The 20,546-nt window shown below is 61.2% G+C and carries 16 protein-coding genes, 1 pseudogene and 2 riboswitches; of the genes and pseudogenes, 7 read left to right on the forward strand and 10 right to left on the reverse strand.

What is annotated here, in order from left to right:
* Positions 1 to 15: 15 nt before the first annotated feature.
* From AC1DV9_RS01860 to AC1DV9_RS01880, 5 genes are all read right to left on the reverse strand, one after another.
* Entirely contained in the window at positions 16 to 2,019 is a 2,004-nt protein-coding gene (locus AC1DV9_RS01860) for an aldo/keto reductase (protein WP_477945851.1), read from the reverse strand.
* A gap of 43 nt (positions 2,020 to 2,062) precedes the next feature.
* Positions 2,063 to 3,145 (reverse strand): ABC transporter ATP-binding protein, encoded by a 1,083-nt coding sequence (locus tag AC1DV9_RS01865; protein WP_477945853.1) that lies wholly within the window; start codon positions 3,143 to 3,145, stop codon positions 2,063 to 2,065.
* Positions 3,146 to 3,157: 12 nt separating this feature from the next.
* The gene (locus AC1DV9_RS01870; protein ID WP_112514553.1) at positions 3,158 to 3,994 is read right to left on the reverse strand and encodes a carbohydrate ABC transporter permease; all 837 of its coding nucleotides are present in this window, start codon (positions 3,992 to 3,994) and stop codon (positions 3,158 to 3,160) included.
* Entirely contained in the window at positions 3,991 to 4,851 is an 861-nt protein-coding gene (locus tag AC1DV9_RS01875; protein ID WP_112597109.1) for a carbohydrate ABC transporter permease, read from the reverse strand. Before AC1DV9_RS01875 ends, AC1DV9_RS01870 begins: the two co-directional genes overlap by 4 nt.
* Positions 4,852 to 4,928: 77 nt before the next feature.
* Positions 4,929 to 6,203 carry an ABC transporter substrate-binding protein gene (locus tag AC1DV9_RS01880; protein WP_477941633.1) on the reverse strand — a complete coding sequence of 425 codons (1,275 nt, stop codon included), beginning with the start codon at positions 6,201 to 6,203 and terminating at the stop codon, positions 4,929 to 4,931.
* An 86-nt stretch (positions 6,204 to 6,289) separates the two neighbouring features.
* On the opposite strand from AC1DV9_RS01880, the gene AC1DV9_RS01885 reads away from it, so the two are divergent.
* The 7 genes and pseudogenes from AC1DV9_RS01885 (at position 6,290) to AC1DV9_RS01915 (ending at position 13,360) form a co-directional block, all read left to right on the forward strand.
* The gene (locus tag AC1DV9_RS01885; protein WP_477945855.1) at positions 6,290 to 7,195 is read left to right on the forward strand and encodes a helix-turn-helix domain-containing protein; all 906 of its coding nucleotides are present in this window, start codon (positions 6,290 to 6,292) and stop codon (positions 7,193 to 7,195) included.
* 40 nt (positions 7,196 to 7,235) lie between these two features.
* Complete coding sequence (locus tag AC1DV9_RS01890) at positions 7,236 to 8,003, forward strand: SDR family NAD(P)-dependent oxidoreductase (RefSeq protein WP_477945856.1); 768 nt, start codon at positions 7,236 to 7,238, stop codon at positions 8,001 to 8,003.
* A 34-nt stretch (positions 8,004 to 8,037) separates the two neighbouring features.
* Positions 8,038 to 9,629: pseudogene (locus AC1DV9_RS01895) on the forward strand (GMC family oxidoreductase).
* Positions 9,630 to 9,723: 94 nt separating this feature from the next.
* Positions 9,724 to 10,200, forward strand: a complete 477-nt coding sequence (locus AC1DV9_RS01900) for a MarR family winged helix-turn-helix transcriptional regulator (protein WP_477945857.1) — start codon at positions 9,724 to 9,726, stop codon at positions 10,198 to 10,200.
* Between the two features lie 50 nt (positions 10,201 to 10,250).
* Positions 10,251 to 12,260 (forward strand): FUSC family protein, encoded by a 2,010-nt coding sequence (locus AC1DV9_RS01905; protein ID WP_477946353.1) that lies wholly within the window; start codon positions 10,251 to 10,253, stop codon positions 12,258 to 12,260.
* Between the two features lie 6 nt (positions 12,261 to 12,266).
* Entirely contained in the window at positions 12,267 to 12,476 is a 210-nt protein-coding gene (locus AC1DV9_RS01910; RefSeq protein ID WP_477945859.1) for a DUF1656 domain-containing protein, read from the forward strand.
* Positions 12,473 to 13,360, forward strand: coding sequence for an HlyD family secretion protein (locus AC1DV9_RS01915; RefSeq protein ID WP_112514544.1), 888 nt, complete (start codon positions 12,473 to 12,475; stop codon positions 13,358 to 13,360). The genes AC1DV9_RS01910 and AC1DV9_RS01915 overlap by 4 nt, the downstream gene beginning before the upstream one ends.
* A 6-nt stretch (positions 13,361 to 13,366) precedes the next feature.
* Here AC1DV9_RS01915 and nrdF read toward each other — a convergent pair whose 3' ends face one another.
* The 5 genes from nrdF to metE form a co-directional block, all read right to left on the reverse strand.
* Positions 13,367 to 14,341: a class 1b ribonucleoside-diphosphate reductase subunit beta gene (gene nrdF, locus AC1DV9_RS01920; RefSeq protein WP_112514543.1), complete on the reverse strand. Its 975-nt coding sequence runs from the start codon at positions 14,339 to 14,341 to the stop codon at positions 13,367 to 13,369.
* Positions 14,342 to 14,512: 171 nt separating this feature from the next.
* On the reverse strand, positions 14,513 to 16,672 hold the full coding sequence (gene nrdE, locus AC1DV9_RS01925) for a class 1b ribonucleoside-diphosphate reductase subunit alpha (protein ID WP_477945862.1): 2,160 nt from the start codon (positions 16,670 to 16,672) through the stop codon (positions 14,513 to 14,515).
* Positions 16,642 to 17,052, reverse strand: coding sequence for a class Ib ribonucleoside-diphosphate reductase assembly flavoprotein NrdI (gene nrdI, locus AC1DV9_RS01930; protein ID WP_477945863.1), 411 nt, complete (start codon positions 17,050 to 17,052; stop codon positions 16,642 to 16,644). The genes nrdE and nrdI overlap by 31 nt, the downstream gene beginning before the upstream one ends.
* Before the next feature lie 12 nt (positions 17,053 to 17,064).
* Entirely contained in the window at positions 17,065 to 17,286 is a 222-nt protein-coding gene (gene nrdH, locus AC1DV9_RS01935; RefSeq protein ID WP_112388640.1) for a glutaredoxin-like protein NrdH, read from the reverse strand.
* Positions 17,287 to 17,536: 250 nt separating this feature from the next.
* Positions 17,537 to 17,760, reverse strand: a riboswitch (cobalamin riboswitch).
* 150 nt (positions 17,761 to 17,910) lie between these two features.
* Positions 17,911 to 20,238 carry a 5-methyltetrahydropteroyltriglutamate--homocysteine S-methyltransferase gene (metE, locus tag AC1DV9_RS01940; protein WP_477945865.1) on the reverse strand — a complete coding sequence of 776 codons (2,328 nt, stop codon included), beginning with the start codon at positions 20,236 to 20,238 and terminating at the stop codon, positions 17,911 to 17,913.
* A gap of 103 nt (positions 20,239 to 20,341) precedes the next feature.
* Positions 20,342 to 20,537, reverse strand: a riboswitch (cobalamin riboswitch).
* Positions 20,538 to 20,546: the final 9 nt, after the last annotated feature.

Genomic DNA, 20,546 nt, shown 5'->3' on the forward strand with positions numbered 1-20,546 from the left:
CCTCGCCAACTCAGATCAGCCTTCCAGCCACTTCACCTGCTCTGGCGTCAACTTGATATCGAGCGCGGAGAGGCTGTCCTCCAGCTCGGCGATCGTCCGCGGCCCGATCAGCGGAATGACCGGGAATGGCTGGGCGATGACATAGGCGAGCGCGATGTGGATCGGGCTGCGGCCAAGCTTGTTTGCAAGCTCGATTGCCCGGTCGCGGCGCTCGAAATTGCGGTCCGAATACCAGCAACGGACGATTTCCTCGTCGTCATGCTTGTCGCGTCCCGCACGGTCGGTGAAGAAGCCGCGGCCCTGGCTCGACCAGGCGAAGTTCGGGATCTGCTTCTTGTTCAGCCACGCCTTCCACTCGTCGTCGGAAGACGTAACACAACCGGCCCAGATCGGATCCAGCATCTCGGCCAGCGAGAAGTTGTTGGAAAGGGCAGCCGGTGCCGTCTTGCGGTTCTTGTCGGCATAGGCGATCGCCTCTTCCATGCGGGCGCGCGTCCAGTTCGATCCGCCGAAAATGCCGCGGATGCGGCCACGCTTCACCTCGGCATCCATCGCATCGACGAACTCGCCGACCGGCACGGCGGTATTGTCGCGATGCATGAAATAGATGTCGACATAATCGGTCTTGAGACGATCGAGCGACTGGTCGAGCTGCTTGGCGATCATATCTGGATAGCAAAGCGGCGAGTGCGCGCCCTTGCCGATCAGCACGATCTCGTCGCGCGATACGTTGCGGCTGGTGTGCCAGTCGCCGAAAATGCTTTCGGTCTTGCCGCCGCCATAAACGTAAGCCGTATCGAACGCATTGCCGCCTGCCTCGTAGAAGGCGTCCAGCGTGAGCGATGCCGAAGCGAAGTTCGGGAAAAACTCGAAGCCGAGCGTCACCACCGAAGCGGGCTTCAGAATGCCCGGGATTTCGCGCTTCGGAATGCTGTTGCCGAGCTTGACGGGAGCGCCTGCGAGATTGAGCGTCCGCTTCGTTGCCTTCTCGACCCCGTATTCCAGGCCGACCGACGCGCGCCACTGATCGAGAACCCGGAGATTGCCGACGGAATCCGCCCAGCTCATGCCCGGCGAGGTGAACTCATGCTGTCCAGCGCGGATCGCATCGCCGGCGGCATCGACCTCGAACGAATAGAGCCAGCGGTCTTCCTTGACCTCGATCGTCTCCTGCTCGTTGCCCTTAAAGATCTCGATCTTGCCCATGCCGCCCTTGTGGCCTGAGGCGAACCAGAAATCCTTGACCTCGATGCGGCCGTCCGAGCCGATGATGCGCAGCGTGTTGTCCTGGTTCGCCATGATCGAGCAGGACACTTCGGCAATGATCGAATTCGGGAATTTCAGCACCGCCGAAGCCCATTCATCGACGCCGGACTGGCCGAGATGGGCGACGCCCGAGACCTTCTCCGGCTCGAGGAAAGGCTTGCCTTCGGCTGCACCGGCAATCAGGCGGGCCATCGACACCGGATAGCCACCGACATCGAGAATGCCGCCGCCTGCCGTGTCGTTGGAAAACAGCCGGTGCTCGGGCTTGAACGTACCCATGTTGAAACCGAAACTGGAGCGGATGATCCTGACCGTTCCGATGACGCCGCTCTTCACCAGCTCGACGATCTTCGCAGTCTGCGGGTGAACGCGATACATGAAGGCTTCGCCGGCAAAGACGCCGGCCTTCTTTGCCTCGTGATAGATCGCATCGGCATCGTAAGCGGAAAGCGCGATCGGCTTTTCGACCAGCACATGCTTTCCGGCCCGGACCGCCTTGATCGCCCATTCGGCATGGCCGGTATGGGGCGTAGCGATATAGATCGCGTCGATTTCAGGGTCGGTAAGCAGCGCGTCATAGCCCTTGACGATACGGGCACCGGGGAAGCCGTCGCCGAGGCCCGGCTTGTCGGGATTGCGCGTCGCGATCGCGGAGAGCTTGCCGGTCCGCGAATGCGCGATGCCATCCGCAAAGGTGCGGGCGATGGTGCCGGGGCCGATAATGCCCCAGCGGATCGGTTGTTCTGAGCTCATGTCTATTCCTCTTTCGTGTGGTCGTCCTGGGATTGCGGATGGGTCAGCGCAGGCGTTGGCCGGCGCTGTCGAACAGGAAGCTGCGTTTGGCGGATAGCGAGACCGTCAGGCTGTCGCGATTGCCGGTGGTGCGGGATTCCGGCCGCTCGATGATCAGCTGCTCGCCGCCGAGCGTTGCGTAGATATAGCTGGTATTGCCGAGATGCTCGGCGACATCGACACTGGCGGTCATATCGGCGTCGCCTTTGCCCGCATCACCGAAATGCTCGGGGCGGACGCCGAGCGTCACGTCGGTTCCCTCCGCAAGGGTCGCAGTCAGCGGCAAGGTCAGGCGGACATTCCGGTCTGCGGCAAGCGCAACCATCAGTCCCAAGGCGTCCCTGCCCGTCACGATGGCCTTCAAAAAGTTCATCTTCGGCGAGCCGACGAAACCGGCGACGAACTGGTTTGCCGGATCGTCGTAGAGATCGAGCGGCGCACCGACCTGCTCGATATTCCCGGCCCTGAGCACGACGATCTTGTCGGCCAGCGTCATCGCTTCGGTCTGATCGTGGGTGACGTAGATCATCGTCGTGCCGAGTTGCTTGTGCAGCCTCGAAATCTCGACGCGCATCTGCACGCGCAGCTCGGCATCAAGGTTGGACAGTGGCTCGTCGAACAGGAAGACCTTGGGCTCGCGCACGATCGCCCGGCCGATCGCCACGCGCTGGCGCTGGCCGCCCGAGAGCTGCTTGGGGCGGCGCTGCATCAGCTCGTTGATCTGCAGGATCCCGGCGGCGTGGCTGACGCGCTTTTCCGTGTCTTCCTTCGGATTGCCGTTCATCCGCAGGCCGAAGGAAAGGTTTTCCGCAACCGTCATATGCGGATAGAGCGCATAGGACTGGAAGACCATGGCGATGCCGCGATCTGCGGGCTCGACATCGTTGACGACCTTGCCGCCGATATCGATCTCGCCACCGGAGATGTCCTCCAGCCCGGCGATCATGCGCAGCAGTGTGGACTTGCCGCAGCCCGACGGCCCGACGAAGACGACGAACTCGCCGTCCTTGACCTCCAGATTGGCGCCATGAATGATCTCAAGCGCACCATAGCGTTTGACGACGTTTCTGAGTGAAAGCTCTGCCATGCGGCTCCCCGATTATTTGATTGCGCCGGCAGCAATGCCGGCGATGAAGTGGCGCTGCAGGAGCACGAAGATGACTAGGATCGGCGCGGTCAGCATCGTTGCCCCCGCCATGATCCCGCCCCAGGAGACCTTGGTCAGGCCGATCAGCGTGCCGAGCGCCACCGGTGCGGTCATCATCGCCGGCTTGGAGTTGATCAGCAGCGGCCAGAGATAGTTGTTCCAAGACACCAGGAAGAGGATGATCGACAGCGCCGCCATGGTCGGCCGCGCCAGCGGCAATGCGATGCGCAGGAAGATCTGCCATTCCTTGACGCCTTCGACGCGTGCCGCGTCGAAAAGCTCGTTCGGCATCATCGAGAAGGACTGGCGCATGAAGAGCACGCCGAGCGAATTGAAGAGCGGCGGAACGATCAGCGCCACCCAGGTATTCGCCAGCTTGAACTCGCGCGCCACCATGATGAACTGCGGAATGACCACGACCGCAAAGGGCAGCGTGATGGTGCCAAGAATAATGGCGACGACGACGGAGCGCCCCGCAAAGCGGTAGCGCGCCAGCGCCCAGCCTGCCATCGAGGTCAGGAGCACAGACAGAATGGTGTAGATGATAGCCACCGAGATCGACGTAAACATCGCCCGGGTAAAGCCGGTCTGGGCCTCAAGATCCTGGAAATTGGCGATGAAGTTCGTCGATGGAAGCAGCACGATCTCGGGGCTGAAGATGCCGTAGTCGGGCATGGTCGAGAAGATGAACATCATCCACAGCGGGAACAGCCAGATGATCGCCAGCGGCGTCAACACCGCATGCAGCGCGATGCGCCTCAACAGCAGTGATTGCGACTTGGATTTCATTTCGCTTCCCTCCCGACCCACAGGTTGAGCAGTGAGATCGCAACCGCCAGTGCCGCTATTGTGTAAGCCACGGCTGACGCATAACCAAAGTTCAGCGACAGGAATCCCTGGCGGTAGAGCAGCAGGCCGAGCGTCTCGGTGCCGCCACCCGGACCGCCGCGATTGGTGATCAGGAATGGTTCGGTGAAGAGCTGCATCGTGCCGATGACCGAGAGAACGACACAGAACAGAATGATCGGCTTCAGCAGTGGCAGTGTGATGTGGAAGAACTGCTGGGTCTTGCTGACCCGGTCGAGCGTCGCAGCCTCGTAGACATCCTCAGGGATCGATTGTAGCCCGGCGAGAATGATGATGGCGTTATAGCCTGCCCAACGCCAGGTCACCGCTATGATGACCAGCGCCATGGCGGCATTGGCATTGTCGAACCAGGAGATCGCCGGCAGGCCGACTGATGTGATCAGCTTGTTGACGATGCCGAAATCGATGCTGAACATCAGCCGGAAGACTGCAGCGTAAGCGACCTCTCCGACGACGACGGGCGCAAAGAAGGCAAAGCGGAAGAGCGGCCGCAGCTTCAGCAGCGGCGAATTCAGGAGCACCGCCATGACGGTGGCGATCGCGATCATCACCGGCACCTGGATGACCAGGATGATCAGCGTGTTGTAGAGCGCGTTGTAGAAAGCCGGGTCGCCGAACAGGCGCCCCCAATTGGCCGATAGGCTGAATTTCCACGGATTGACGCGCGTATTCTGAAACGAGATCAGAAACGAGCTGATGATTGGCCACACCCAGAAAGTGGCGAAGACGATGAGATAGGGCGCGAGGAACGCATAGGCGCTCCGGTTGCGGATCGGCATATTTCTCTCCTCACAGACGCAACGAGCCATCCCGGGGGATGGAGAACCGGGCGCCGCAAAGCGCCCGGCTTCGTCACTTATTCTGCGATCGGAAGACCGGTCGCGGTGGCGATCTGCTTGGCAGCGTCGTCAAGCGCTGCCTTGGCATCCGGGAAACCACCGGCGAAGTATTTGGTCTGCGCTGCCTTGTAGATGGCATCCGCATCCGTCTGGTACTGCGTGCCGCGGCTCGGCTTGATCTTCGGCAGGGTCGAGAGAATATCGGCCCAGACCTTCTGACCGCCCCAATAGGGCTGCGGCTCGTTGACGAATGGATCCTGCACGGCCGAGAGAAGCGACGGAACGAGGCCGAAGGACTTCAGCATCGTCACCTGGCCTTCATTGGTACCAAGCGAGTAGTTGATGTAGTTCCAGGCCGCTTCCTTGTTTTCGGAATTGGCGGCGATCGCCAGCGACGAACCGCCGAGGTTGGCGGCATGTGGGCCGTCGGCCGTCAGGCTCGGCATCATGTAAACGCCCCACTTGCCGGACAGATCGGGCGAGCCGGAGCGGATCGTGCCTTCGTACCAGCCGCCATACATCTGGCTGGCTACCTTTCCAGCGGTATTCGCCTGGATCTTTTCGTCCCAGATGGCAGCCGTCAGCGTGCCGGCATCCTTCATCTGCTTGACCTTGTCGAGGGTCGCGACGCAGGCAGGCTTGTTGATGGTGATCGACTGACCATCCTCGGAGAAGTAGCCGCAGCCCTGCTCGTTGGAGATCATGCGGAACCATTCGCTGTCGCCGTTAAAGTCGGCCTGCGCCATGACCACGCCAGGATTGGCTGCCGAAATCTTCTTGCCGGCGGCGATGAAATCGTCCCAGGTCTTGATCGTCGTCGGATCGACGCCAGCCTTTTCATAGAAGTCGCGGCGGTAGAACACCGCAACCGGGCCGGAGTCCCACGGCATGGCGTAGGCAACGTCACCCACTTCGAGCTCGGTGCGCTTGAAATCAGGGAATTTCGCCTGGATATCGGCGTTGTAGCCGAGATCCTTCAGATTGGTGAAGCAGTCGGGGAAGCGGTTCCAGAAAATTTCCGCTTCGAAATTCTCGACCGTGACGATGTCAGGCAGGCCGTCTCCTCCGGCGGCGCAGGCTGCCAGCATCTTGTCGAAGACCTGCTGGTTGCCGAGATCCTGCACATCGACTTTGACGTCAGGGTATTTCTTGTTGAAGCCTTCCACAGTGGATTTCAGCGCCGATGCGGCGACGTTCCAGCTCCAGATGGTGAGCGTGCCCTGCTCTGCATATGCGGAGCCGGAAGCAAGCAGCGCGACAGCAGCCGTCGCACCGATAAGATTGAAGCGCATTGAAAATCCTCCCTTTTCAATTGCCGTCCCTTAGCGAACGTGCCTACACTAACCGGAAGGCACCGGCTGTCTCCTAAAAAGGGAATATGGATTTGGCGGAAAGTAAGGTTGCGCAAAGAGCCATCTATCAACCGGGTGCGAGCAGCATCGAGGGGTTGCCCACCGCGCTTCAAATGTTCCACGCCCATCCGCCCGTCATGGCCATGCCGCACTGGCACGCGCAGGTCGAGGTCAATTTCGTGATGCATGGCAGCGTGCATTATCGCATGAACGACCACGAATTTTCGCTCAAAGCCGGCGAGATGTGCCTGTTCTGGGGCGGCCAGCCGCATCAGATGGACGAATCGTCCGATGATTCGATTTACGCCGGCGCCCACCTGCCGCTGGTCTATTTCTTCCGGATGCGCCTGCCGGTCGCCATTTCCAGCCAGCTGATGCGCGGCGCCACCATGCTGACCTCGGCGACCGATGCCGCCGACAGCGAGAATTTCGCCCGCTGGCATCGCTATGCGACATCCGGCGATGCAGCAAAGTCGCAGCATGCCGTGGACGAACTGCTGCTGCGCATCGAGCGCATCCTGCTGGAACCCTATTCGATGATCGGCCTCAGCACGCAGCTGGCCGAAAACGATCCGCCCTATGCCCAGTCGTCGCGCAACGTGGCACGCATGTGCGACTTCATCGCTGCCAATTTCATGGAAGACATCGACACGATCGATATCGCCCGCGCTGCCGATCTTCATCCGAAATATGCGATGAACCTCTTCAAGAAGTCGACCGGCATGACGCTGAGCAAATATGTGAACCTGCTGCGGCTCTCCCGCGCCCAGGCGATGCTGATGAGCGAGGAAGCCAACGTGCTACAGGTGGCCATGGATAGCGGCTTCGGCTCGATCAGCGCCTTCAACAAATCCTTCCGCCACATCGCCGGCATGTCCCCATCCGATTTCCGCCGTGACCTGCGCTCATCGGGAATTTCCACGGCAAACTGATCCCCAACCCATACTCACACCCCATCGAGGAGACGTCACCATGGCTGGCAGACTGGCAGGCAAGATTGCGATCATTTCCGGCGGGGCGACAGGCATGGGTGGAGCAGCCTCGAAACTCTTTGCCGCCGAGGGCGCCAAGGTGGCGATCATCGACCGGAACGAGGAAGCCGCCGCAGACACGGCAAAGGCGATCCGCGACGCCGGCGGCATCGCCGATTACTGGGTGGCTGACGTCTCCGACGAGACGGCCGTCAACGACGCCGTGAGAGGTGTGGAAGACAAGTTCGGCGCCGTCACCGTCCTCTTCAATCATGCCGGAACGATCGTCATCAAGCCGTTCCTCGAAACCACGCTCGAGGAATGGGAGTGGCTGCACGGCGTCAACGTGCGCTCGATGTTCCTGATGACCAAGGCGGTCCTGCCGAAAATGATCGCAGCCGGAGGAGGATCGATCGTCTGCACCTCGTCGATCTCCGCCGTCGCCGCAACGCCGATGGAAGTACTCTACGACACGACCAAGGGCGCCGTGCACATGTTTGCCCGGGCCATTGCCGTCGAATTCCGCGACCGCAACATCCGCTGCAATGCCGTCTGCCCGGGCTTCATCCGCACGCCGCATGGTTTGCGCGAGGTCAAGGAACTGCAGGCGCTCGGCATCGATGTGTCGGACGAGGCGATCGCCGCCCAGCAGGGGCGCATCGGCGAGCCCGAAGACGTGGCGCGTGCCGCGCTTTACCTTGCCAGCGACGATTCCAATTTCGTCAACGGCGTCCATCTCTTCGTCGACAATGGCTTCACCGCGACCTGAAGAGACAAGACGGGCAGGCCCACCGGGAGGACAGATGGCGCGCGAATTCGATTTCATCATCGCCGGCGGCGGATCGGCGGCATCGGTGGCGGCCATGCGGCTGGTGCGCGATTTCGGCTTTTCGGTCCTGATCGTCGAGCGTGGCCCAAGCCAGACGGCAAAGCTGATGTCCTTTCCGGCGGGCTACATGAAGTATCTCGCCCGCGACGATTTTCTCGAAATGCATCATACCGTTCCCCAGCAGCAGCTTGGCGGCCGCGGGCCGATCGTGCCCGTCGCCAAGGCGCTCGGTGGCGGCAGCGCGGTCAATGCGATGGTCTATATGCGGGGCCAGAAGGAAGACTATGACGGCTGGGCGCGCTATCTCGGCAATGGCAGCGAATGGTCCTACGAGGACATGCTGCCACACTTTACCGGCATCGAGGCCAATAGCCGCTTCAACAACGCGTTTCCGAGCCGAAGCATATTTCGGATACGACCGAGGATTTCATCCGGGCCGCCCAGGGGCTCGGCCATTCCTACAATCCGGATTTCAATGGCGAGCGCCAGAACGGCGTCGGCATCATGCAGCACACATTCGCCAAATGGGGCCGGCGTACCGAGCGCTCCGACGCCAAGAAGGCATTCCTCGACCCCCTGGCAAAGGACGAGCGGCTGCAGATTATTACCGGCGCGCGCGTCGACCGCATCCTCATCGAAAATGGCCGCGCCCGCGGCATCGTCTACACCAAGGGTGGCGAGACGCAGGCGGCGATCGCAGGCCGGGAGGTGCTGGTTGCGGCCGGTACCTATAACAGTGCCAAGCTGATGATGCTGTCGGGCCTCGGTCCGGCCGATCACCTTCGCCAGCACGGGATTGCCGTCGCAGCCGACATTCCAGGCGTCGGCGCCAATCTTCAGGATCATCACGAAGTCCCGGTGATCGCGACGACCAGGGGCAAATCCGGATATTTCGGCGAGGACAAGGGCTGGCCGATGATCCGCAACGGCCTGCAATATCTGTTCTTCGATTCCGGGCCGGTGACGACAACGGGGATCGAATCCTGCCTATTCTACGATCCGGATGGCGGCGAGCGGCCGACGGTGCAGCTCTATTGTGCTCCGATCGTCTATCTCGACCGCGATGTCTCCTCCGCCAAACCCACCTGGGGCGTGACCTTTACCTCATGCCTTCTGAGGCCGAAGGCGCGTGGCAGCGTCCGGTTGCGCTCCGCCAATCCCGCCGACCAGCCGCTGGTCGATTGCAATTTCTTCGGCGATCCCGATGATCTGAGGCTGACACTGGCATCGCTGAAGACAGCGCGGCGCTTGCTGGAAACCGAGCCTTTCCTGTCCAAGATCGACATGGAGATCCTCCCCGGCCGCGCCATCCAGGATGAAGAGGCCCTGACGAAATTTGCCGGGCAGACGGTCAAGACCAACTACCATCCCTCCGGTAGCCTGCGCATGGGGCCGGACAGCGACCCCATGGCGGTCGTCGGCAGCGACCTTCGTGTGCGGGGCATCGACGGCCTCCGGGTCATCGATTGCTCGATCATTCCCTTCATCCCTTCGGGCAACACCAACGCTCCGGCGATGGCAATCGGCTCGAAGGCTGCAGAGATGATCGCCGCCAGCCACGCCTGAGCTAAAGGCCGCCCAGCATGGCCAGATTGCCGCAGCCAATAAAATAGATAGCGAATAATTTGAATCCTATCGAATTTGGTGTTATATGCAGCGCATGGACACCTACAACAGCCTTCAGCGCGTCTTCACCGCCAACCTGCTTTCGACCGGCCGCCAGTGGCGCCGCGCCGTCGACCTTGCACTCAGCAGCCACGGAATCTCCGAGGCCTGCGCCGCCCCGCTTCTCTGGATCGGCCGCCTCGGCGGCGGTGTCCGCCAGGTGGTGCTGGCCGGCCATGTCGGCATCGAGGGGCCTTCACTGGTTCGTCTTCTCGATCAGCTCGAAACACTTGGCCTTGTCGTCCGCAAGGACGATCCTGCCGATCGTCGCGCCAAGGGTCTTTATCTGACCGATGAGGGCAGTGCCCTTGCGGCGCGTATGGAAGCCGTGCTCGACGAGCTTCGCGAGCGCATTCTCCAGGATGTCAGCAAGGCCGACCTTGAAGCTGCCGTGCGCGTACTGCAGGCTTTCGACAATATCGAGGTGACGCAGACCAGCGCCCTCGAAAAGGAAATCGAGGCAGCGTCGTGACATTGGGATGGCGTGACTGGCTTTTCTCGGGCAAGGCCTTCCTTGCATCGATGCTGGCGCTGTTCGTGGCGCTGTCGCTCGACCTGCCGCGGCCCTACTGGGCGATGGCCGCCGTTTATGTGGTGGCCAATCCGCTGGCGGGCGCGACCAGTTCCAAGGGACTTTATCGCGCGCTCGGCACACTGCTCGGCGCTTCGGCGGCGGTGTTCTTCGTTCCTCTGTTCGTCAACGCTCCGGAGCTCCTGTCTCTGGTCGTGGCGCTCTGGACCGGCACGCTGCTCTTCATCTCGATGCTCGACCGCAGTGCTCGAAGCTATGTCTTCATGCTCGCCGGCTATTCGCTGCCGATGATCGCCCTGCCTTCCGTCGGCTCGCCCGAGACGGTTTTCGATACGGCGCTTGCCCGCTCGGAAGAGATCATCATCGGCATCGTCTGCGCCAGCATCGTCAGCGCCGTCATCTTTCCGGCCAGCGTCAGCTCGCTGCTCGGTCAGCGCATCACCACCTGGCTCGATGATGCCGGAAGCTGGGCCGACGAGATCCTGCGCGGCGAAGGCGCCTCGCCCGCCACGCCGCTGAAGCGCCAGAAGCTCGCCTCCGATGTGACCGGTCTTGATCTCGTCATCAGCCAGCTCGGCCATGACGCGAATGGCCGCGATATCGTCCGTCATTCACGCGAATTGCGCGGCCGCCTGCTGATGCTGCTGCCGCTGTTTTCTTCGCTTGCCGACCGTCTTCACGCGCTGAAATCGTCCGGACAGGAGCTGACGCCGGCGCTCTCCGTCTTGCTCAACGATGCCGCCGCCTGGCTGCAGCAGGGCGGCAGGGGAAAGCCGGATGGTACAGGCGCGAACCTGCGCCGCCGCATCGATGACGTCCAGACCTCGGAAAGCGACGAAACCGGCTGGAACGCCCTGCTTTATCGCAGCGCGCTTGCCCGCCTCGGCGAGATCGTCGATCTCTGGCACGATTGCCTGACGCTGCGCGACGAGATCGCCAGCGGCCGCCATGCCGGCCCTTGGCATCCGGTTTTCCGCCACCGCCAGGTGGTCGGCCGCGTCAGGCATTATGACTATGCGCTGATTGCCTTCGCTGCCGGTTCCGTCGTTGCCGGGATCGCTGTCGCCTGCTTCTTCTGGATCTTCACCGGCTGGCAGAATGGTGCGGGCTTTGTGACCATGGCTGCTGTCGCCTGCTCCTTTTTTGCCGCGATGGATCGCCCTGCGCCCTTCATCCGGTCGATGTTCATCTGGTCGGCTCTGAGCCTCGTCATTTCGTTCATCTACATCTTCGCGATCCTGCCGGCGGTCAATTCCTATGAGCTGCTGGTGGTTGTCTTCGCACCGCCATTCCTGCTGCTCGGACTGCTGATCACCCGCCCGCAGTTCAACATGCTGGCGATGCTGCTATCGGTGAACAGCGCGAGCTTCATCGCCCTCCAGGATCGCTACACATCCGACTTCACCACCTTCACCAATGAGGCGGTCGCGGCCCTTGCCGGCATCGGCTTCGCATTGGTCTGGACGCTGATCGCCCGCCCCTTCGGCGCCGAGCTTGCCGCCTGGCGGCTGGTTCGCGCCGGATGGAGGGATCTGGCAGAGACCGCAGCCGGCGAACGCCGCACCGACCACGAGCGGCTCTCGGGCCGTATCCTCGATCGCCTCGGCCAGCTGGTGCCGCGCCTCGCCGCCGTCGAGGATCGCGAACTAAAAAAGGTCGATGGCTTTGCCGACGTCCGCCTCGGCTTCAACGTGCTGATGCTGCAGACCCGGCGCAAGGAGCTCAGTGGCGCAAGCGCCCTTTCCGTCGGCCGCGTGCTGTCGGGCATCTCCGATTTCTACCGTGCCCGGCTCGATGCCGGCCAGGCAATCGAGCCGCCCGACGAGTTGCGTGCCGCGATCGACGACAGCCTCGGAACCATCGCCCATGAACAGGCGGAAACCCGGGACAATATCGATGCCCTCGTCGGCCTGCGCCGGGCGCTCTTCCCTGAGGCGCCGCCGCCGGACTGGCCCACGCCCGAAACCATCTCAACCCCGCTTCAGATTGCAGCCGAGTAAGCCGTTATGCCTGCCGAATTCGATCTCTATGGCGTCTATGTGCCGCGCCTTCTCGTTCTCATGGTGCTTTCCCTTCTTCTCGTGATGATCGTCCGCCGCGGACTGAGCTGGGTGGGCGCCTATTCGCTCGTCTGGCACCGCGGTCTCTTCGATCTCTCCTTCTATGTGCTGCTTCTCGGAGCAGTCTCCTCCCTGACACGCTGGTACTTCGCATGAACACGCTGAAATCAATCTCCCGCCTGATCGTCACCCTCGCCTTCGTTGCCGCCGCCGCCTATGCCGGCCACGGCCTTTGGGTGCATTACATGGATGAACCCTGGACGCGCGACGCGCGCCTGCGCGCCGATGTCGTTGGCATCGCACCGGACGTTTCCGGCCTTGTCAGCGACGTCACCGTCAAGGACAACCAGTCGGTGAAGAAGGGTGATGTGCTCTTCCGCGTCGATGGCGAGCGCTTCAAGATTGCTCTGGCGCAGACCGAAGCGGCGCTCGAAGGTGCAAAGGCGATGCTGGAGCAAGCCCGCCGCGAAACCGATCGCCAGCAGCGCCTCGGCGATGCCGCTTCCGTGCAGCAAAAGGAACAGGCGCGCACCGCCGCCGACCAGGCCGAAGCCACCTATCTGCAGGCTGTTGCCAACCGCGATCTGGCGCAGCTCAATCTCGACCGCTCAGCCGTCAAGGCGACCGTCAACGGCACGGTTTCGAACCTCAGTCTGCGCCCAGGCGACTATGTCACCGCCGGCACGGCCAAGGTAGCGCTCGTCGACACCGACTCGCTGCGGGTCGAAGGCTATTTCGAAGAAACCAAGCTGCCGCGTATCCATGTCGGCGATAGCGTCACAATCCATCTGATGGGCCATCGCCAGACGCTGGAAGGCCATGTCGACAGTATCGCGACCGGCATCGAGGACCGCGAGCGCACGTCGGGAACCGGGCTGCTGGCCAATATCAACCCGACCTTCAGCTGGGTACGGCTGGCGCAGCGCGTTCCGGTTCGTATTAATCTCGACAAGGTACCTGACGGCGTGCAACTGATTGCCGGTTTGACCGCGACGGTCGAAGTCGGAGGCCAAAGCTCCGCCCTCGCCTCGCTCGACTGACGTTGCTTAAAAGTTCCAGTCCTCGTCCTCGGTCGCCACGGCCTTACCGATGACGTAAGACGAGCCGGAGCCAGAGAAGAAGTCGTGGTTCTCGTCGGCATTCGGCGAGAGCGCCGAGAGGATCGCCGGATTGACCTTGCAGGCCTCCGGCGGGAACAGAGCCTCGTAACCGAGGTTCATCAGCGCCTTGTTGGCGTTGTAGTGCAGGAACTTCTTGACGTCTTCGGTCAGCCCGACGCCGTCATAAAGCGCCTCGGTATATTTGGCTTCGTTGTCGTAGAGCTCCAGCAGCAGATCGAAGGCGAAATCCTTGATCTCCTGGCGGCGGGCCTCCGGCAGGCGGTCGACGGCGCGCTGGAACTTGTAGCCGATATAGTAGCCATGCACCGCCTCGTCGCGGATGATCAGGCGGATCATGTCGGCGGTGTTTGTCAGCTTTGCGCGGCTCGACCAGTACATCGGCAGATAGAAGCCGGAATAGAACAGGAAGCTTTCGAGGAAGACGCTGGCAACCTTCTTCTTCAGCGGATCGCCTGAAGCATATTGCTCCATGATCAGCGCCGATTTCTTCTGCAGAAACTCGTTCTCATCGGACCAGCGATAGGCGTCGTCGACGTCAGGCGTCGAGCACAGCGTCGAGAAGATCGACGAATAGGAGCGCGCGTGCACCGCCTCCATGAAGGAGATGTTGGAAAGCACCGCCTCCTCATGCTGGGTCGAAGCATCGGCCATCAGCGTCACCGAGCCGACGCCGTTCTGGATCGTGTCGAGCAGCGTCAGTCCGGTAAAGACCCGGATCGTCAGCTGCTGCTCTTCCGGCTTCAGCGTCGCCCAGGAGGGAATGTCGTTCGAGAGCGGCACCTTTTCCGGCAGCCAGAAATTGCCGGTCAGACGGTTCCAGACTTCGAGGTCCTTGTCGTCCTCGATGCGGTTCCAGTTGATGGCGCGGACGCGGGTTACGGGCTTGGCGTGCATGTTCATGGGTGTGTCCTTTGGACCGAATTCATCTGGTGGCCCCCTCATCCGCCTGCCGGCACCTTCTCCCCGAGGGGAGAAGGGAAACCGCGGCGGCGTCTCGCTCAACATCCCCTCTCCCCTCGAGGAGAGGGCTAGGGCGAGGGGGCCGCTTACTCAAACGTCAGCAGCTAAAACTCACAGCGTGCACGACACACATCCTTCCACCTGAGTCCCCTCCAGCGCCAACTGGCGCAGGCGGATGTAGTAAATGGTCTTGATGCCCTTCTTCCAGGCGTAGATCTGAGCCTTGTTGATATCGCGCGTCGTCGCGGTATCGCGGAAGAACAGCGTCAGCGACAGGCCTTGATCGACATGCTGGGTGGCAGCCGCATAGGTGTCGATGATCTTCTCCGGCCCGATCTCATAGGCGTCCTGGTAATAGTCGAGATTGTCGTTGGTCATGAAGGCGGCGGGATAGTAGACGCGGCCGATCTTGCCTTCCTTGCGGATCTCGATCTTGGAGACGATCGGATGGATCGAGGAGGTCGAGTGATTGATGTAGGAGATCGACCCTGTCGGCGGCACCGCCTGCAGGTTCTGGTTATAGAGCCCGCCTTTCATGACGGCCTTCTTCAGCGCTAGCCAGTCTTCCTGGGTGGGAATTTCGATACCAGCATTGCTGAACAGGTCGGCAACCGTCTGCGTAGCCGGTTTCCACTCCGTTTCGGTATATTTATCGAAATATTCGCCCGAGGCGTATTTGGAATTCTCGAAACCCTTGAAACTCTGGCCGCGCTCGACCGCGAGACGGTTCGAGGCGCGGATGGCGTGATAGGTCACCGTGTAGAAATACATGTTGGTGAAATCGACGCCCTCTTCGGAGCCGTAGTGTATCCGCTCGCGGGCGAGATAGCCGTGCAGGTTCATCTGACCCAGGCCGATCGCGTGGCTCTCGTCGTTGCCCTTCTCGATCGACGGGACCGAGGAAATGTGGCTCATGTCCGATACGGCCGTAAGTGCCCGGATCGATGTTTCGATCGTCTTGCCGAAATCGGATGAGTCCATGGCGGCGGCGATATTCAGCGAGCCGAGATTGCAGGAAATGTCCTTGCCCATCACCTTGTAGGACAGATCGTCGTTATACTCGCTGGCTTCGCTGACCTGCAGGATCTCGGAGCACAGATTGCTCATGGTGATGCGTCCGGCGATCGGGTTCGCCTTGTTCACCGTGTCCTCGAACATGATGTAGGGATAGCCGCTCTCAAACTGGATCTCGGCGACGATCTGGAAGAAATCGCGAGCCTTGATCTTCTTCTTCTTGATACGGCTGTCGGCCACCATCTCGCGGTATTTTTCCGTCACCGAGATCTCGGTGAACGGCACGCCGTAGACGCGTTCCACGTCATAGGGCGAGAACAGGTACATGTCCTCGTTGTTCTTGGCGAGCTCGAAGGTGATGTCTGGAATGACGACGCCGAGCGACAGCGTCTTGATGCGGATCTTCTCGTCCGCATTCTCGCGCTTGGTATCGAGGAAGCGCATGATGTCGGGGTGGTGGGCATTGAGATAAACGGCGCCGGCGCCCTGGCGTGCTCCGAGCTGGTTGGCATAGGAGAAGGCGTCCTCGAGCAGCTTCATCACCGGGATGATGCCGGAGGACTGGTTCTCGATATGCTTGATCGGCGCGCCCATTTCGCGAATGTTGGTCAGCGACAGCGCCACGCCACCGCCCCGCTTTGACAACTGCAGCGCCGAATTGATCGAGCGGCCGATCGATTCCATATTGTCTTCGACGCGCATCAGGAAGCAGGAGACCAGCTCGCCGCGCTGCTTCTTTCCGGCATTGAGGAAGGTCGGCGTTGCCGGCTGGAAGCGGCCGGAGATGATCTCATCGACCATGTCGCGGGCCAATGCCTCGTTGCCCTGTGCCAGCGCCAGCGCCACCATGCAGATGCGGTCTTCATAGCGCTCCAGATAGCGCTTTCCGTCAAAGGTCTTCAGCGTGTAGCTGGTGTAATATTTGAAGGCGCCGAGGAAGGTCGGGAAGCGGAATTTCTTGTCATAGGCGTGGTCGAAGAGATCGCGCACGAAGTTGAACGAATACTGGTCCAGCACCTCCTGCTCGTAATAGCCCTCGGTGATCAGGTAATCGAGCTTCTCCCGGAGATTATGGAAGAACACGGTGTTCTGGTTGACGTGCTGCAGGAAATACTGCTTCGCCGCCTGCCTGTCCTTGTCCAGCTGGATCTTGCCGTCCTCGTCATAGAGGTTCAGCATCGCGTTCAGCGCGTGGTAATCCAGCCCGGTTTCCGCGGCCTGCGCCTTTACAGGGCGTTCGAGAACTGCCGTGTCCAAAATCGTTCCAATCCGTGTTTGACGTTGGCAACATCATCAGCCGTACCCAGGAGTTCGAACCTGTAGAGGTACGGCACCTGGCATTTCTTCGCGATGATGTCGCCGGCGAGCCCGAAGGTCTCTCCGAAGTTGCTGTTGCCCGCGGCAATCACGCCGCGGAGGTTCGAACGGTTTGCCGCATCGTTCAGGAAACGGATCACCTGCTTGGGCACGGCTCCTTTGCCGCCCTCGCCGCTATAAGTCGGGAGGATCAACACGTAGGGCGAGACGGCTTCGAGCGTCTCGCCAGTGATGGGGATGCGCCGGGCGGGAAGGCCAAGCTTTTCGACGAAGCGATGGGTGTTTTCCGACCGGCTGGAAAAATAGACGATCTCGCCCATCGCAGCCGCCGCTCAGGCGAGCGCGCTGATCATGTCGGGGCGGAAGCCAGCCCAATGCTGCTCGCCGGCGATGACGACGGGAACCTGGCGGTAGCCGAGACCCTGCACCAGATCATAAGCGGCGCTATCGGTGGAAACGTCGATGATCGTGTAGTCGATGCCCTGGCGATCGAGCGCGCGGGTGGTTGCGGTGCACTGAACGCAGGCGGGCTTGCTGTAGACGGTGATGCTCATGGGAAAACCTCGTAACTAGAAGGCATGGGATATCGTTCGGACATCCGCCGATGTCCGCGCTTGCGATCGAAAAGGAAGACAGCCGTTGCCGGTTGCCGGGCGTCAGCAGCCCGTCATTCGCGCCGGTATGATCTGAAACTCAAAGACATAAGACTTCACCCCGAAGTGGCTCATGCGGGACACACCGGAGGAAGCGAAGAGGCGGCATCATGCCCACATCTCATCGCTCGCCAGCCGGACACCCCGCCCGTGGACGTTTTCGCTCAAGGCAGGTCTCCTGGCTTGCGGATCATCACATTCATCCCGGTCTTCCCAGATCTTCATGACCCAGTGACCCGAAATGGGACAGATGCTCGCCGCTCACAGTTGCGGGGGCAGCTCCGGCATTGCTCCGCCTTGCGGCAGATCTCACCGAATTCCCGTCTTAGCCCGCGATCCTTGCGAATCGAGGGAACCTCGAACACTAGATATAGTACGCGAGTCTATTTTTACGTCAATGGATGGTTCAGGTTTCGGGTGCCGCAAGCCGAAAAAATGAATGCGATGTGGATAACAGAAGATTAATGCAGATTGGCTGTGGAAAAGAGAAGCCGGCAAAAGCCGGCTCCTCGAATGCGATGACGATCAGGCCGTTGCCGTGGCAACGCGTTCGCGCAAAGACCGCGCCGCCGCCACCATATTGACTAGCGCTGGCTTCACTTCCTCCCATTTGCGGGTCTTCAAGCCGCAATCCGGATTGATCCAGAGCTGCGAATCGCCAAGCCGCTCGCGCGCCAAAAGAAGCAGACTCGTCATATCGGCAATATCGGGAACGCGCGGCGAGTGGATGTCGTAGACACCCGGGCCAATTTCGTTCGGATAGTCAAAACTGCGGAATGCCTCCAGCAGCTCCATCTTCGAGCGCGACGTCTCGATCGAGATCACATCCGCATCCATCGCGGCGATAGCATCGATGATGTCGTTGAACTCCGAGTAGCACATATGCGTGTGGATCTGCGTCGCGTTGCTGACACCGGTCGAGCACAGGCGGAAGCTTTCGACGGCCCAGTCGAGATAGGTCTTCCATTGCGAGCGCCGCAGCGGCAGGCCTTCCCGGAGTGCTGCCTCGTCGATCTGGATCATTCTGGCGCCGGCCTTTTCGAGATCACCGACCTCGTCGCGAATCGCCAGCGCGATCTGCCGGCATGCTTCGCTCCGGGCGATATCATCACGCACGAAGGACCAGTTGAGGATCGTCACCGGTCCAGTCAGCATGCCCTTCACCGGCCGGTCTGTCAGAGACTGGGCATATTGCCACCAGCTTGTCGTCGTCGGCTTCGGCCGCGCGATATCGCCGAAGATAATAGGCGGGCGGACATAGCGCGACCCATAGCTCTGTACCCAGGCATGCTGCGTGAAGGCAAAGCCTGACAGCTGCTCGCCAAAATACTGCACCATGTCATTGCGCTCGAACTCGCCATGGACGAGCACATCGAGGCCGATTTCCTCCTGCCAGCGGATGGCTGCTTCGGTTTCCTTGCGCAGGAAAGCCTCATAGTCTGCATTGCTGAGCGTCCCCTTCGTGTGTGCCGAACGGGCCTTGCGGACTTCAGGCGTCTGCGGAAAGGACCCGATCGTCGTCGTCGGGAACAGCGGCAAGCGGATATCCGTCTGCTGGATCGCCTTGCGCTCGGCGAAACCGGCCTTGCGGCGCTTCATGGTCTCGTCGATCGCCGCAATGCGCTGCCTGACCGCGGGATCATTGACCTTCGGCGAAGCCGCGCGGGCGGCCGCGGCCCTCGAAGATTTGCCGATCGCATCGGCCACGCAATCACGCCCCTGCGCAAGCGCCTGGCCGAGGACCGAGAGTTCATCCAGCTTCTGCGTGGCAAAAGCCAGCCATCCCCTGACCTCGGCATCGACAGCCGTTTCGAGCGCAAGATCGATCGGCACATGCAGAAGCGAGCAAGACGGCGCGATTTCGATCGGACGCGTCTTGGAAAGCGCCTCGACCCGATCGAGCAGTTTCTCGAGATCGGCGCGCCAGATGTTGCGGCCGTCGATGACGCCGAGAGACAATACCCGGCCACCCGGCACCGCTGATGCGACCGCATCGAGCTGCTCGGGCGCGCGCACCAGATCGACGTGCAGACCTGCGACCGGCAGCGCCGCTGCCGTCTTGAGATTGTCGTCCAATGCTCCGAAGTAGCTGGCGATCATGATCTTCAGGTTCGGCACCAGCTGGTGAAGCGCGCTGTACGCCGTGGTCAGCGCGTTCCGCTCAGCGTCTGTGAGATCGAGCACGAGGGCTGGCTCGTCGATCTGCACCCAATCGGCGCCCGCAGTGCTGAGCTCCGCGAGGATGGCCGCATAGACAGGCAGCAGCCGGTCGAGCAGTTCTATCGGATGAAAGCCTGCTTGCGTCGCCTTGCCGAGCTTCAGGAAGGTCACCGGGCCGAGAATGACCGGGCGCGTGTGGATGCCGAGCGCCTTCGCCTCGCGGAACATCTGCAGCGGCTTGTTTTCGGTCAGCGCGAAGCGCTGGTCGCGGGTGAATTCCGGCACCATGTAGTGGTAGTTGGTATCGAACCACTTGGTCATTTCGAGTGCCGGAACGCCCTCGTGATGATGCACATGGCCGCAATCGCTGTGCTCAACGCCCGCAGAACCGCGCGCCATGGCGAAATAGATGTCGAGATCGACGGGGCCGCCCTTCCAGCCATATTCGGCCGGTACGGCGCCGACCATCACCGCCGTGTCGAGCACATGGTCGTAGAGGGAAAAGTCGTTGGACGGGATGATATCGATTCCCTTGGCCTTCTGCAGGGTCCAATGTTCGGCCCGCAATGTCTTGGCGACGTCGAGAAGTGCTGTCCTATCGGCCTTTCCGGCCCAATAGCTTTCCAGCGCGAACTTCAGTTCGCGGTGCTTTCCGATACGCGGGAATCCGAGATTTGCAGTCTTGATGCTCATGTTTCCTTACCCCGAGGGTTATGGGCAAGGCTTGGGATGACGCATCGGCGCGCGGACACAGGCGTGCCGGTCGCAAAAGCGGCACACCGGACAACCCCGCCCGTGGACGTTATCGATCGCGGCAGGTCTCCTGGCTTGCGGGTCAACGCTGCCGTCCGTCTTCCCGGGGCGTCTTCCCCAGTGACATGAATGGACGGCCGCTCGCCGCTTACAGTTGCGGGGGCAGCTCCGGCATTTTCACCGGATTCCCTCTTAGCTCCGGACCAAAGGTCCGCAGAACCACGATGACACGAGCATGTCGCATCACG

This window comes from Rhizobium sp. 01L410, assembly GCF_056400165.1.